This window comes from Novipirellula galeiformis (assembly GCF_007860095.1).
GTDB lineage: Bacteria > Planctomycetota > Planctomycetia > Pirellulales > Pirellulaceae > Novipirellula > Novipirellula galeiformis.
In genome coordinates this window covers 54,159-68,190 of the sequence record NZ_SJPT01000004.1, presented here as the reverse complement: position 1 = coordinate 68,190, position 14,032 = coordinate 54,159, and the positions used below count along the sequence as shown (strand labels likewise).

The following is a 14,032-nucleotide window of genomic DNA, read 5'->3' as shown; positions in this document are numbered from 1 at the left end:
TCGCCGTGAAAATCGTTTGTATTATCCATTCTCTTAGCGGCGGGGGCGCCGAGCGTGTGATGGCGGCACTCGCTTCGCGGCTTTCCACGCGCGGTCACGAGATTGTCCTGGTGACGTTTGATGATGCCCGTACCGATCGACACGAGGTCGCCGAAACCGTGCGCCGAGTCCCGCTTCGCGTGATGCGGGCGAGCCGTGGGCGAGTCGACAAAATGATGAACCTGCATCGCCGGCACAAAGCGATCCGCAAGGCGATTGCCAGCGAAAAGCCTGATGTCGTGTTGTCGTTTTGTGATCGTACCAACCTTGACGTCTTGCTTTCCACGATTGGGATGAAGGTTCCGATCGTGGTCAGCGAACGAAGCGACCCGGCTCAACAAAAACTCGGTCTGTTTTGGGAAAACATGCGGCGACGGTCCTACAAACGAGCCGCACGCGTGGTCGCATTGACCGACTCGATCGCGCAGACGCTCGCTCCGCTTAGTCCCCGTCGCGTCGTGGTGATCCCCTCGGCGGTGTTGCCTCCTCGGCGGCGAGAGATCGAGCACGAGAACCGTATTCTGCTGGGGGTCGGTCGGCTGGCACCCGAAAAGGGCTTTGACCGATTGATCGAAGCATTCTCGCAAATCGCGGATCAAATCCCCGCGTGGTCGCTGAAAATTCTTGGCGAAGGCGCGATGCGTGAAGCCTTGCAACAGCAAGCCGACGAGGCGGGGATCAGCAAGCGTTTGTCGATGCCCGGGTGGTTGCGGCCGATCGCTCCGGAGTACGAGTGTGCTACCCTCTTTGTGCTCCCAAGTCGGTATGAGGGGTTCCCCTCGGCGCTGCTCGAAGCGATGGCAACTGGACTGCCCTGCATTGCGATGAAGTGCCAAAGCGGATCGTGCGAAATCGTTGCGGACAACGAAAATGGGGTGTTGGTCGAGGACTCCGTCGAAGCGCTCGCCGCTGCGATCTTGCGATTAGCGGAAGACGAATCCGAGCGAGTGCGGCTTGGAATCGCGGCAACGGAGGTCATCGAGCGATTTGACTTTGAATCGATGGTCGATGCCTACGAACGTCTGCTCAGCGAAGTATCGCGCGCGGCCAAGTAATCGTGTCGGTTGCATTCGTATCGGCAAGGACCATCGGATGGTCGGTTCTCGTTCCAACTACCGTGCGATCCTACTACCGTGCGATCGGTTTTTGACGCGATGTCTAGCTGAGGCGGCGGTGGGCCGCAGCGAGGGATTCAGCTCATCCAGGCGTCCCATCGGGAGGGTCATTCGGGTTATAGGGTCGAGTGGCAGGCATAGCATGCCGCAGTTAGAATGTTGGCGTAAGTTCGCTGAGGACCGTTTGATCTTGTCGCGTGGAAAGGCGAAGAACCGTGAGTATCGATTCAGGCAATTTGCCAACATCGCCGTACGCGCCGCCGCAGGGACGCGGATCGCAGACGCTCGATGAGTTGCCTGCATTGTCGCACTCGGGATTCGGTATCGCCTCGTTCCTGATCTCGATCTTGGTCGGAATCGGTGCGTTCATCGTCATCCTGCTGGCCAGTTTCGCCGAAGCCTCGACGCCCGAGGGCATCAACGAAGAATCGGCACTCGCGCTGATCATGGGCTTGAGTATTTTCGGAATGGTGGGGTTGAATATTCTAGGCATCGGACTCGGCGTCGCCGGGGTATGCCAGGCTGATCGCTCGCGAATCTTTGCCATCCTCGGGTTGGTCTTTAATGGCTTAGTCATCCTGGGGGTAATCGGGCTGATGGCAGTCGGTGTCGCGATCGGTGGCTGAGCGGCGGGGGGGGACACGGCGACATGGAGACATGGAGACATGGAGACACGGAGACATGGAGACATGGCCATCACCACCCGGCGCTTGATTGAGGGAGCGGTTTGGAAGGCTCGTTCGGCGGGTTGGCCGAATGTTCGGATGATGCGAGGAAGCGTCTCACGTCGCTCGTCGTATTTCCTGCCTTTCCTTTTTCAGTTTTTAATTCTCAATTTAACTTTTTCAATTTGGCTAACCTCGCTTTCCTGTCGAGCCCGTTCGTGAACCGTTGCCTCGCGAGGCCCATTGTGAAAAGCAGGCAACTTCATACTGCTTTCCTAGCCTGCTCCTGGTATTCTAGGGCTAGCGGAGCCAATGTCGGACATGTTCCCGCAAACCCCTTATCTAGATCGTGTGCCGATCCCCTCATCGCGCGTCGATCCCCCTAAACGTGTAGAGATCTCATTCATGAGCCAAGCCACCCGCGAATTCACCGATTTGCTACTCAAGAAAGGCGTTATCAGCCTTGATCAACTCACCGAAGCCGAGGGGGTTGCCAAAACCAGCAAGATGGATGTCGGCGACGTCTTGATCCAGATGGAGTATGCGACGCCCGAAGAAGTCGCATTGGCGGTTGCTGAATTCCATAAGATCCCCTTCGTCGATTTGCGGGAGGAACGGATCTCTGAATCGGTGATCGAACTGATTCCCGAATCGGTCGCCCGCGAAAACACCATCTTGCCGTTCAGCGAGGAGGAGGATGGAACGCTCCGCATCCTGATCGCGGACCCCTTTGACTTTGCCACCATTGAAAAATTGCGGTTCATCTTGAACCGTAAAATCGAAACCGCCTTGGCCCCCAAATCGGCCATCATCGGAGCGATTAACCAGTATTACGGTCAGGTCGAAGGGGAATCGGCTGACTCGATGCTGCAAGAATTCACCGACACGGCGATCGACTTTACCGAAACCGCCGATGATGGTGACGGCGGCGGGGCGGATGAAACGGTCGATGATAGCAGTGCCCCAGTGATCCGCTTGGTCAATTTGATGATCCAAGAAGCGGTCCAGTTGCGGGCGAGTGATATTCATGTCGAACCGTTCGAACATCGCGTTCGCATCCGTTATCGAATTGACGGCGTTTTGGTTGAACGTGAAAACGTCCCTCGCCGAATGCTCGCCTCGGTGATCGCGCGGATCAAGATTCTCTCGAAGATCGATATTTCCGAAAAACGGCGGCCCACCGACGGTCGGATCAAAATCACGGTGGGGGACAAACAGCTCGATTTGCGGGTCAGTATCATTCCGACCAATCACGGCCAATCGTGCGTGATGCGGTTGTTGGACAAGGACAACATCAAGGTTGGGGTCCGCCAATTGGGGCTTTCCGAACGCGACTTCCGCAACTTCAACTCGCTGATCCGCCGCCCCAACGGCATTATCCTCGTCACCGGCCCGACCGGTTCAGGCAAGACAACGACGCTCTACGCTTCGCTCAACGCGCTCAATCGACCCGATCGCAAAGTGATCACGGCCGAGGATCCCGTGGAGTACTACTTGCCGGGGATCAACCAAGTCGAAGTGAAGCACGGCATCGGGCTCGACTTCGCTCGCATCATTCGCGCGATGTTGCGGCAAGCCCCCAATATTATTCTCGTCGGGGAAATGCGAGATCATGAAACCGCAGCGACTGGAATCGAGGCCAGTCTTACTGGACACCTGGTTTTCAGTACATTGCACACGAACGATGCGCCCAGTGCGATATCGCGAATGGTGGACATCGGTGTACCAGGCTATATGGTGGCGAGTAGTGTCATTGCGGTCTTGGCCCAGCGTTTGGTGAGGACGATTTGCCCCCGCTGTAAGGTGAGGTACCAGCCGACTGAAAGCGTCATTGCCGACTCCTTGCTGCCGCCCGAAATGGTCAAGCAGGCCGAGTTCACGCGGGGCAAGGGATGTTCGTTCTGTGGGCGGACCGGATACCGCGGCCGAATCGGGATCTACGAGTTGATGCTGGTCAACAGCAAGCTGCGTGAGTTGATGTTCAAGGGCGCCAGCACTCAGGAGCTTCGCAATGCAGCGATAAGGAACGGTATGTCAACACTTTACGCCGATGGGATGCTGAAGGTGATACGCGGCGTGACGACCTTTGAAGAGGTCTATCGAGTCGCCAAACGCACCGAACTCGAAGACATCGCCCTGAGCCATATCAGCAAAGATTTGGCGTCTTTGTAAGCGGCAATTTTGCTGGCAATCTGTCCCCGTTTCTGGCGGGGACAGACGCCAAAATTGGACGTTGTTGCCGTTCCGCCGGCCAATCGTGATCGAGCGAGGCCGCGCCGGGGGCAATACTTGCTAGCTAGCATCAAACCCCGCCGGTTTAGCGACGTCGCGTCGCGCGGACTCGTCTTGGCAGTGGGGGGGATAGGAGGCGCCGAAGGCATCGTTTTCGGCGATTTCTTTGAATGCGAGCAATCGAGTGTGATAATGGAGCTACCGCCGCGATTATTCTTGCTCTAGCGGCATCTTTTCGATCGAACTTTTTATTTTTAGATTTAGGCGTCGTCAATTTGGCAATGAAGCCATGTTGACGTAAATCGCTCCCAACGGGCTCGCGTGGCAAACAGCGAGCGTGGGGCGGCGGACCTGCCTTTCAAATTTCCTCCTCACAATTAGACATCCGCTTCATGGCCACGGTGCTCATTGACAAGCTGCTTCAGGCGGCAATCAAGCAAGGCGTTAGCGACATTCATATCGTGGTCGGTCAACCGCCGGTGTTCCGGTTGCACGGCCGGATGCGCAAGCTCGATACCAAGACGCTTGATGCGGCCGACGCGGTGGGGTTGATGAAGAGCATTACGCCGGAACGTTGTCAACGAGAACTGCAAGAGACCGGAAGTGCTGACTTTGGGTTCGCGTTTGGCGAACTGGCTCGGTTCCGTGTCTCGGTATTCAAGCAACGCGGCTTCATCTCGATGGTGCTGCGTCAGATTCCCAACGACAAATTGACTCCGGAGCAACTCGGGATTCCCGAGTCTGTCGTCAAAATGATCCACCGGCCCCGGGGATTGTTTTTGGTGACCGGGCCGACGGGTTCGGGAAAAAGTACGACGTTGGCAAGTTTGATCAACCTGCTCAACGAGACGGTGGATCACCACATCATCACGATCGAAGACCCGATCGAGTTTTATCACGATCATAAAGAGAGCACGATCAATCAGCGTGAAGTGGGCGTGGACGTGCCCAGTTTTTCCGAAGCGATTCGGCGTGCGTTGCGGCAGGACCCCGACGTGATCCTGGTCGGTGAGCTTCGCGACTTGGAGACCATTGAAGCGGCGATCAGCGCGGCGGAAACGGGCCACGTGGTGTTTGGCACGCTGCATACCAACAGTGCTCAGGGGACCGTTAACCGCATCATCGACGCGTTCCCAGGAAACTTGCAGGACCAGATTCGAACGCAGTTGGCCAGTACGTTGATCGGCGTGGTCGCGCAGACGTTGTTGCCAAAGATTGGCGGCGGCCGAGTGGCGGCATACGAGATCTTGGTGGTCACGCCAGGGATCGCCAACTTGATTCGAGAAAACAAAACGTTCCGGATCAACAGTTCGATGCAGACCGGAGCCAAGTTCGGGATGCAGTTGATGGATGACACGTTGTTCAATTTATGGCGAGACGAGAAGGTCACGGTCGAAGAGGCGTTGGGCAAGGCCCATCGTCCGGATGACTTGGCCAAGCGGATTGTCCAATTCCGGCACGGTGAGGGGGACGCCCCGATTCCGGTTCCGGAAGATGGCGGAGGCCATTAGCGGTGGTCGATCACGCGTCGGGCGGCATCCCCAGCTAGCGGACGGTGCCTCGTCGAGGCGATCGCGGGATGCGGCAGCCTATTACCTTTTTCCTTTTCAATTTCACCTTTAACCTTTCGAACCTCCACTATGGCTGCACGTCGAATCGGACAGATCCTTGTCGACCTCGGTTTTATGACCGACGAACAGCTCGAGATTGTGCTCGAAGAACAAGAGCAGCAACCGGGCGCCTTGTTCGGCAAGATCGCCCAAGACATGCAATTGATCACGGACGAGCAGTTGATCCAAGCGCTCGCCGAGCAAATGTCAATGCAGACGGTGTCGTTGGAGGATGCTGAGATTCCCGCCGACGTGCGCGGCAAGATCACCGAGACGATGGCCCAGTTGTACCGGATCGTGCCGCTCAAGTTCGACGAGGAATTGAATCGCTTGACCGTGGCGACTTGCGATCCTCAGAATCTGACGATTCAAGATGAATTGCGGACCTTTTTGGGCTACGACATCGCGATGGTGATCACGACCGAGCGTGAAATCCTGCAGTACATTACCAAGCACTTTGACTCGGATTCGGAGAGCGTCGAAAAGCTGGTCGCCGAATTGGCCGACGACGAAGAGCTGAAAAAGATGGTTTCGGCGCTGGAGACTGAAAAATTCAACATCACCGACGCGGCGGCGTTGGCCGATTCCGCGCCGGTGCGAAAGTTGTTGAACATGGTGTTGTTGTTGGCGATCAAGGATCACGCCAGCGACATTCACTTTGAGCCCTTTGAAGACGAGTTTCGTATTCGCATCAAATCCGAAGGGGTGTTGTACGAGATGGTGCCGCCGCCGCGTCACTTGGCGTTTGCGATCACGACGCGGATCAAGGTGATGGCGAGTTTGGACATCGCCGAGCGGCGAATGCCGCAGGACGGCCGGATCGAATTGATGGTCGGGGGACACCCGGTCGACCTTCGCGTTAGCGTGTTGCCAACGATCTTTGGCGAAAGCGTCGTGATGCGAGTGTTGGACCGTAGCGTGGTCAACTTGAGTCTTGAAAACGTCGGCATGGACGCGGTCACGATGGCGGCATTTCGCAAGGCGATCGATCGTCCCAACGGGATCATTTTGGTCACCGGGCCGACGGGATCCGGAAAGACGACGACGTTGTATTCGGCGCTTTCGGAGATGAACGACGTCAAAGACAAATTGATGACCACCGAGGATCCGATCGAATATGACATCGAAGGGATCATTCAAATTCCGATCGACAATGACGTCGGGGTGACGTTCGCCGGTTGTTTGCGCGCGATCTTGCGTCAGGACCCCGACACGATTCTCGTCGGCGAAGTGCGTGACTTGGAAACGGCCGAGATCGCGATCCAAGCGGCGCTGACGGGTCACTTGGTGTTTAGCACCCTGCACACCAACTCGGCCGCCGCCACGGTCACTCGGCTCAAGGACATGGGCATCCAAGCGTTCATGATCTGTGCGACCGTTGAAGCCATTTTGGCTCAGCGTTTGGTTCGCCGGATCTGCACCAAGTGCCGCGAAGAAACCAAGGTCAGTAGCAGTTTGTTGTTTGACCTCGGTTTGGATCGCAACGACATCAAGGGCAAGAAGTTCTTCAAGGGTGCCGGTTGCGACAACTGTAACAACACGGGTTACAAAGGCCGGATCGCGATGTTCGAGTTGATGATGATGAATGACACGATTCGCGAGTTGGTGATGAACAACGCTTCGACCGACGAGATTCGTGATGTCGCTCAGAAAGACGGAATGATCACGCTCAGAGAATTTGGGATGGCGTTGGTGACGGACGGGATTACCACGCTCGATGAAGTGGTCCGAGAAACCGTCGAAGAGTAGGAAGGGGTTTTAAATGATGCATAATTGTCAAAATCACAACCCGAAGCGTGAGCGAGGGACCGAGGCAAGCGGGCCTCACGAGTGGTCCCTCGCCTACGCTTCGGGTTGTGAAACACCCCGCTTTGCGGCGGGATCTTTAGCAAGATCCACTACCGAAAAATCAAGCATCGAGCGCGGATGTAGCGCTAGACGCTTAGCTTAAACGCCCTCGGGTTTTTAATTGCGTTTGCTGTTTTCTTCGTCCAAATTTCACTCCCCCTTCTAACTTCAAACTTCCATCATGCCTGTTTATCAATTCGAAGCGATGGACGCGACCGGACGAGAGATCCGGGATGAAATCGATGCTGCCAATGAAGAAGAGGCGCAAACCACCATTCGCCAGATGGGGTACTTCGTCACGAAGATCTCCGTCAAGAAACAGGCGGCGGGGACGGTCCAGGGGGGCAAGAAGAAGCGGGGCCGCTCGATCGGCGGGGTGAAGAGCAAGTACATCTGTGCGTTCACACGCCAATTGTCGATTCTGCAGGATGCGGGATTGCCGATTTTGCGGTCGCTGAAGATCTTGGAGAACAATGAAAAACCAGGCAAGTTGAAGTTTGCCTTGCAAGATGTATGCGAAGAGATCGAAGGCGGATCGACGCTCAGCGAAGCGATGGCGAAATCGCCCAAGGTGTTCAACCGTTTGTATGTCAACATGATCAAGGCGGGCGAGGCCGGCGGTGCGTTGGAAACGATTCTGCAACGCTTGGCGGAGTTCATGGAACGCGCCGAATCGCTCAAGAAAAAGGTCAAAGGGGCACTGATCTATCCTTGTGTGGTCGTCACCGTGGCCGCCTTGATCTTGACGTTCATTATGTTGTTCATCGTGCCGACGTTTGAAAAGATGTTCGAAGAGTTCGGTTTGACGTTGCCGTTGCCGACGTTGTTGTTGATCGCGATGAGCAATTACATCGCAAACTACTGGTTCCTATTGATTGCGATGCCGGTCTGTTTCTTGATCTTCGTCAAACTGGTTCGCAAATTCCGCCATGGGCGGGTTGGGTTCGACAATTTCATTTTGAAGGTCCCGGTCTTTGGCGGCTTGATCGAAAAGAACATTCTGGCTCGCACGACGCGGACGCTGGGCACGTTGATCAGCAGCGGGGTGCCGATTCTAGAGGCGATCAATATCACCCGTGAGACGGCGGGCAACGCGGTCTTTGAGCGGATTTTCACCAAGACCAATGAACAGATCCGTGAAGGTGAAGTGATCAGCAAACCGCTCGCCGAGCACAGCGAGCCGGGTTTCCATCCGATGGCGTTATTCTTTTGGGCGTTGTTTGGGATGTTCCCCGGGATCATGATTTTATCGGTGGCGGTCACCGCGCGGGGCAGCAAGATTGACGAGGCCGGGATGGTCGGCAATTTGATGATCATGTCGACCTACATGATCATCGGCGGTGGCGTGTTATCGGGGCTGTGGTATGCCACCAAGATCAAATCCAAGGTGATCAGCGACTTGGTCGTCAACATGGTCGACGTCGGCGAAGAGACCGGTGAGCTCGACACGATGCTGTACAAGGTCGCCGACACCTATGACGAAGAGGTGCGGACATTGACGGACAGTTTAACCGCGTTGATGGAGCCGATCATGATCGTGTTCCTGGGCTGTGCGGTCGCGTTCATCGTGATCAGTTTGTTCATGCCGTTGGTTGAGTTGATCACCGGACTGAGCTAGTCGTTGTTGGTTGGTTTGTCGCGGTCGGCTGCGATGCCGGCGGCGCGAGAGTGTTACACGGGCCCCTTTTTCAATCCTCCTTTTCATCTTTTGAAACGTCATGAGCAGTCACCCACTCCACGGCTCCTTTGGCAGCCCGCACCGCCACGGATTCTCGCACCGCCACGGCTTCACGCTGGTGGAGATTTTGGTCGTGATCACGATCATCGGGATCTTGACGGCGATCGCGATCCCGGCGATCAACAACGCGGTCCGCACGGCGCGGCAAACGGCGATCCGCATGGAAGTCAATTCGCTCGAACAAGCGGTGGAGAAGTACCGCGAGAAGTACGGCGACTACCCACCTGATTTTTCCGATGGAGCCGTGGTGACTCGGCACTATGCGAAAATTTTTCCACGCATATCCGCCAATGACAGCGCGCTACTACAAAACATTGTCGCCCTGCAAGCGGTGAATCCCGCTGAGGCGCTTGTGTGGGCGCTTGGTGGGTATAGCGACGATATCCAGCGTCCTTTCACGGGCCCCGGCGGACCGTTGGTGTGGACGGGCGATGGCAGCAATAACTATACCGATTCGGGGGTCAGCGATGCGGATCGGCGAGACCCTTTAAAATTTCAAATCAACAACGATCGCGTCAATTCATTTTTTGACTTCGAAGCAAGCCGACTTAGCTATAGCAAGCCCGACTCTTCCGCTACGTTAACCGGAACAAATCGTTATCTGTCTACCGATGGCAATCCATACATGTTGACCTACGCTGCCCGTTCCGAAGGGGCCCCGTTTGTCTACTTCGACTCGCGTACCTACACCAGCAGTTCAGGAGGTTTTAACGGATACTCCTCGGGATTTGGTTCCGTGCGTCCCTACATTTCGGATCAATTCGTTAACAACAATACCGGCGCCGACTACACTTCCGCCGCTGCCGCATTGGCGGCTTGGCGTTTCATGAAACCCGACACGTTTCAAATCATTTCCGCGGGGCTAGACGACTCGTTTGGCAACACACTCAGTAACAGCGGATCGCCCGTTTACTTCCAATACCCCACCGGGGCCGCGATGTCGCCATCGACGAGTGTTGATACGCCCGGTGGGCTGCTGATCACGGGGGTTTCGCGTTATCAGGAAACAACGTTCGGTTCGAACGAGACGGCGCAGTTCGACAATATCACCAATTTCAGCAATGTGACTTTGATCGACGACGTCCCCTAACGGACGCCCTGAATCGTGAATTGTTAACGATTTGACATGCAACAAGTGAACGCGGCGGTGTGCCGCAGACTCACACGGGATTGATAGGATGAAGACCAGAATTCGAACCGACCAACGCGACGCGAGCGGTTTCACGCTCGTGGAGATTTTGGTCGTGATCGTGATCCTCGGCGTGATGGGCGGGATGGTGGTCTCAGCGGTCAGTGGCGTCACCTCGAGTGCTCGGCACGCGCGGACCAAGAACATCGTCGCCGTGATCGATAGCGTGATCCAAGAACAATACGATTCCTATAAGTACCGACCGTTAGCGGTTGAGGTGCCGGATCTGTTTAAAGCCACGGGCACCAACGCGCTCAAATCGGATGAGATTGGGCGTGAAGTCTTGGCGCGGGAAGCGATGCGGGTGCGGTTGATGATGGTTCGCGATCTGCAACGAATGGAATTGCCCGAGCGTTTTTCGGACTTTCTGAATCCTCCAGTCGACATTCTGGCTGCCTGCAATCCTGTCAAAATTGATGGTACGACCGGAGTAATCACCGGGACTCGCCAGGACCCCACGAGCCGGGCTCCATTGCCGGTTTCGTGGCGTGGGCCGGATAATCCGAAACGACAAATCTACAACAATCGTTACGTCTCAACGGCGACGGTCGAGCACCAAAGCGCGGAGTGTTTGTATTTGATCATGGCGACGAGTTTCGTTGGCGGGACGCCAGCGATTGACGCGATCCCCACTTCGAATATTGGCGATACCGATAGCGATGGGATGCCGGAGATTCTCGATGGTTGGGGACGGCCGCTTGGCTTTGTTCGCTGGCCGGTCGGGTACTTTGATCCAAATGGAAACATCGACACCTCGGCGACGGATGACTTCGACCTGTTTCGCGTCGACTTTGTGAATACCGGGACAAGCGACGCGGTTAAAGCGTTGGATGTGAATACTTCAAGTGGTTACGCACGCGAGTCACCCTGGCCGCTGCGGCCATTGATTGTCTCGGCAGGCGATGATGCTGAATTCGGCATCGCCCTGGATCCCGTCGGCTCAGCGGGGACGCCACTTCCAGCGTTCAATTATGTCGATTCGAGTTCCTGGAATCGATGGCCCATCGACGCTGCCCATATGGGGGTGGAAAGCGGTGGCCGCACGCCGCCGAGCGATTACTACATTTTTGCGGATCCCTACCTGCGTCGTTTCATCGCTGCGAATGATCCTACGGCGACGGGCCGCAGCGGTACGGCGCGACGTTTGCCAGGTGAAGTTTTGTCGGCAACGGATACATCCGAAGCGGCGGACAACGTGACCAACTACGAATTGCAGGTCGTGAAATGATTGATCTACGTCATCGCTCCGCAGCGATCGGCTCTACTCCCGTCGGCCGCTTCCGTAAAGACGCCAAGATGCGGCGACCGATGCTTCGTTGTTCGCGAAGCAATGAAGCGTTCACGTTGGTTGAGCTGTTGATTGTACTTTCGATTTTTCTTGTCCTGACGGCCGTGGCGCTGCCTACGGTGCGAAGTTTGGTCAGCGATCAGAAGGCCTCGAAAATGGCCCGTTCGATCACGGCGTTCTTCGATGAAAGTCGAGGGCTCGCAATCTCCAAAGGTCAATACGTTGGCGTGCGAATTGAGCGACTGAAGAATACCAACACCTTTGATTTTGGTACATCGGCTTCGATGCGCCTGCGTCGCCTATCGGGAGTCCCCCCGTACCGAGGCGATACCCCCGGTGCAAACGTGACGGTCACGGTGAACATCGGAACGGGGAAAGCCCTGTTGGAATTTCCTATCAACGATAGTTTTCTGTTGACTCTTTATGGCGATCCAAACGCACCGATTAAGAGTGGAGATCTAATTGAACTCGCCGGTGGAAGAACGTTTCCTCTGGAATTCCAGTCCATTAATGCAACGCACGTGGTCGCGAGTATCGATTTGCTCGGCAATCAAGCGAGCAGCTATTCAACGGGCGACATTCCAACGTTCCCATTGGGGCCTCGTTATATCGCAAATGGAACAGGTAAATACGCGATCCATCGTTCGCCGGTGGTTTCATCATCGGCTCCCTTGTCGTTAACACGCGGGTTGGCGATTGATCTGAACTACTCTGGAATCGGAGTCAGCGGAAATCAATTTGCGCCGGTGACATCCGCAGTCAATGAATCGATCGACATTCTGTTCGGGCCCGATGGACGGGTGGAGTATGCGTCCACAAACGGCATCGGTGGCAAAGGGCCGCCTGAGGGCATGATCTATCTGTGCTTGGGCACATCGGATGGTGTCCAGGATTCCGGATCCTTGTTCTCGACGCAAAAGGGGGCGGTGGCAAATGTGATGGACCCTGACTCGATCTGGATCGTGATCAACCCCAGCTCGGGGCGCGTCTTTGCCTCTCCCTTTGCGATGATCTCAGGCACGCCCGCAAACATGGCGGCGGCGTTGACCACCGCTCGCAGTTTCGCGCGTCTCTCGGACACACTGGATAAAGAACCATGAGCAAACCCAATCCAAAGTCATTGCTGAGACGTGCCGTCACGCTGGTCGAAGTCATCTTCGCTATCGGCGTGATCCTGATCGGTCTGCTGGGGCTGTTGTCGCTGATGCCACTGGCCGGCAAACGCAGTCAACATGCCGTGGGGCTAAGCGTTGCGGCGTCGATGGGTGAGAATGTGATCGCCGAGTTGAGCTCGCGAAAACTGCTCCGCGACGGTGCGCTCAGCTCGCTTGACGCTCGAACCCTTGACTATGATCCGTCACTCGCTCCCGATCAACAACTGGCTCTCGTGGGAGCGACGCGAACCCCGATCAATGCGTTTTGCATCGACCCAATGTACGCTGCCAAGGCGTCGACGGGGACCTTGTTTGCCGGGTTCAACGATCGCTTTTTCCCTTACTTCGCCGAGACTCAGGATCCGATGCTCAACCCGTCGAGCACTGGAACGGCGTGGCCAGCGTCACAACCACGATTGCCGCGGATTGGCTTTGGGACGACCAACGCCGAAATCACGCGAACGGTGGTCGAAAATTCGAACGATTTGAACATCACCATGCCTAAGGACCGGACGCTGGATTCGCGACTGATGGCGCTGCAATCCAACAGCGGACTGCAATATGGCAGGCGTGTCCCCTCGGGGGAATACAGTTGGATTGCCACGGTCAATCGCCTTGGCACGAGCCGCTTCGCTTCGTTGAGCGTGGTGGTGATGAAGAACCGCGACTCGTCCTCCGATTTCCCTACCGCACTGGAAACCGAACCGCGTCGAAATGGCGTCAACGAACGTTTGGCCTACGTCAGCTTCGCCAGCGGTTTCAATGGCGGGGCCGGCGGCATGGTTTATCTAGCGGGGGCGCAGTCAACGCTCGATTTGCTACAGGCGAACGATTGGATCATGTTGTCGCGAAGAGTCAGTGCAACGCAGTCGGTTCATCGTTGGTATCGCGTCGCTTCGGCCGATCGCGAGGCCTTGAACATTGTTACCGACTCTAACTCCGGTTCGATCGATACCAACCTGGGCAGTCACTTTCCGACGGCCAGTGGCACGCCCGTCTGGTTTCGCAAGGTATTACTCGATGGGCCGGATTGGTCGTTCGGCTTGAATCTTAGCGGGCCAACGAACTACGTGGACGACACCTTTGCAACCATCGTTCCCGGAGTGGTGGCGGTCACCGAACGCATCGTCCAGCTTGATCAATTGTAGAAGTTA

Annotated in this window: 10 protein-coding genes; all 10 read left to right on the top strand. The window is 56.1% G+C overall.

The annotated features are described in order from the left end of the window. The first annotated feature begins 5 nt into the window (after positions 1–5). Positions 6–1,094, top strand: coding sequence for a glycosyltransferase family 4 protein (locus Pla52o_RS11230; protein WP_146594728.1), 1,089 nt, complete (start codon positions 6–8; stop codon positions 1,092–1,094). A gap of 275 nt (positions 1,095–1,369) precedes the next feature. Then, the gene (locus Pla52o_RS11225; RefSeq protein ID WP_146594727.1) at positions 1,370–1,780 is read left to right on the top strand and encodes a hypothetical protein; all 411 of its coding nucleotides are present in this window, start codon (positions 1,370–1,372) and stop codon (positions 1,778–1,780) included. Between the two features lie 444 nt (positions 1,781–2,224). After that, the gene (locus Pla52o_RS11220) at positions 2,225–3,991 is read left to right on the top strand and encodes a GspE/PulE family protein (protein WP_146594726.1); all 1,767 of its coding nucleotides are present in this window, start codon (positions 2,225–2,227) and stop codon (positions 3,989–3,991) included. A gap of 452 nt (positions 3,992–4,443) precedes the next feature. Then, positions 4,444–5,562, top strand: coding sequence for a type IV pilus twitching motility protein PilT (locus tag Pla52o_RS11215; RefSeq protein ID WP_146594725.1), 1,119 nt, complete (start codon positions 4,444–4,446; stop codon positions 5,560–5,562). 129 nt (positions 5,563–5,691) lie between these two features. Beyond that, positions 5,692–7,410, top strand: a complete 1,719-nt coding sequence (locus Pla52o_RS11210; RefSeq protein WP_146594724.1) for a GspE/PulE family protein — start codon at positions 5,692–5,694, stop codon at positions 7,408–7,410. A 280-nt stretch (positions 7,411–7,690) separates the two neighbouring features. Next, the gene (locus Pla52o_RS11205; protein ID WP_146594723.1) at positions 7,691–9,127 is read left to right on the top strand and encodes a type II secretion system F family protein; all 1,437 of its coding nucleotides are present in this window, start codon (positions 7,691–7,693) and stop codon (positions 9,125–9,127) included. A gap of 100 nt (positions 9,128–9,227) precedes the next feature. After that, on the top strand, positions 9,228–10,337 hold the full coding sequence (locus Pla52o_RS11200; RefSeq protein WP_146594722.1) for a type II secretion system protein: 1,110 nt from the start codon (positions 9,228–9,230) through the stop codon (positions 10,335–10,337). 88 nt (positions 10,338–10,425) lie between these two features. After that, positions 10,426–11,664, top strand: a complete 1,239-nt coding sequence (locus tag Pla52o_RS11195) for a type II secretion system protein (protein ID WP_146594721.1) — start codon at positions 10,426–10,428, stop codon at positions 11,662–11,664. Then, on the top strand, positions 11,661–12,824 hold the full coding sequence (locus Pla52o_RS11190) for a pilus assembly FimT family protein (RefSeq protein WP_146594720.1): 1,164 nt from the start codon (positions 11,661–11,663) through the stop codon (positions 12,822–12,824). The genes Pla52o_RS11195 and Pla52o_RS11190 overlap by 4 nt, the downstream gene beginning before the upstream one ends. Continuing rightward, positions 12,821–14,026, top strand: a complete 1,206-nt coding sequence (locus Pla52o_RS11185; protein WP_146594719.1) for a hypothetical protein — start codon at positions 12,821–12,823, stop codon at positions 14,024–14,026. Before Pla52o_RS11190 ends, Pla52o_RS11185 begins: the two co-directional genes overlap by 4 nt. Positions 14,027–14,032 lie beyond the last annotated feature (6 nt).

Bases quoted from the DNA above. Each gene is read 5' to 3' on its own strand.
- Pla52o_RS11200 (WP_146594722.1), top strand. From the start codon at position 9,228: ATGAGCAGTCACCCACTCCACGGCTCCTTTGGCAGCCCGCACCGCCAC.
- Pla52o_RS11205 (WP_146594723.1), top strand. From the start codon at position 7,691: ATGCCTGTTTATCAATTCGAAGCGATGGACGCGACCGGACGAGAGATC.
- Pla52o_RS11220 (WP_146594726.1), top strand. From the start codon at position 2,225: ATGAGCCAAGCCACCCGCGAATTCACCGATTTGCTACTCAAGAAAGGC.
- Pla52o_RS11190 (WP_146594720.1), top strand. From the start codon at position 11,661: ATGATTGATCTACGTCATCGCTCCGCAGCGATCGGCTCTACTCCCGTC.
- Pla52o_RS11210 (WP_146594724.1), top strand. From the start codon at position 5,692: ATGGCTGCACGTCGAATCGGACAGATCCTTGTCGACCTCGGTTTTATG.
- Pla52o_RS11195 (WP_146594721.1), top strand. From the start codon at position 10,426: ATGAAGACCAGAATTCGAACCGACCAACGCGACGCGAGCGGTTTCACG.
- Pla52o_RS11185 (WP_146594719.1), top strand. From the start codon at position 12,821: ATGAGCAAACCCAATCCAAAGTCATTGCTGAGACGTGCCGTCACGCTG.
- Pla52o_RS11215 (WP_146594725.1), top strand. From the start codon at position 4,444: ATGGCCACGGTGCTCATTGACAAGCTGCTTCAGGCGGCAATCAAGCAA.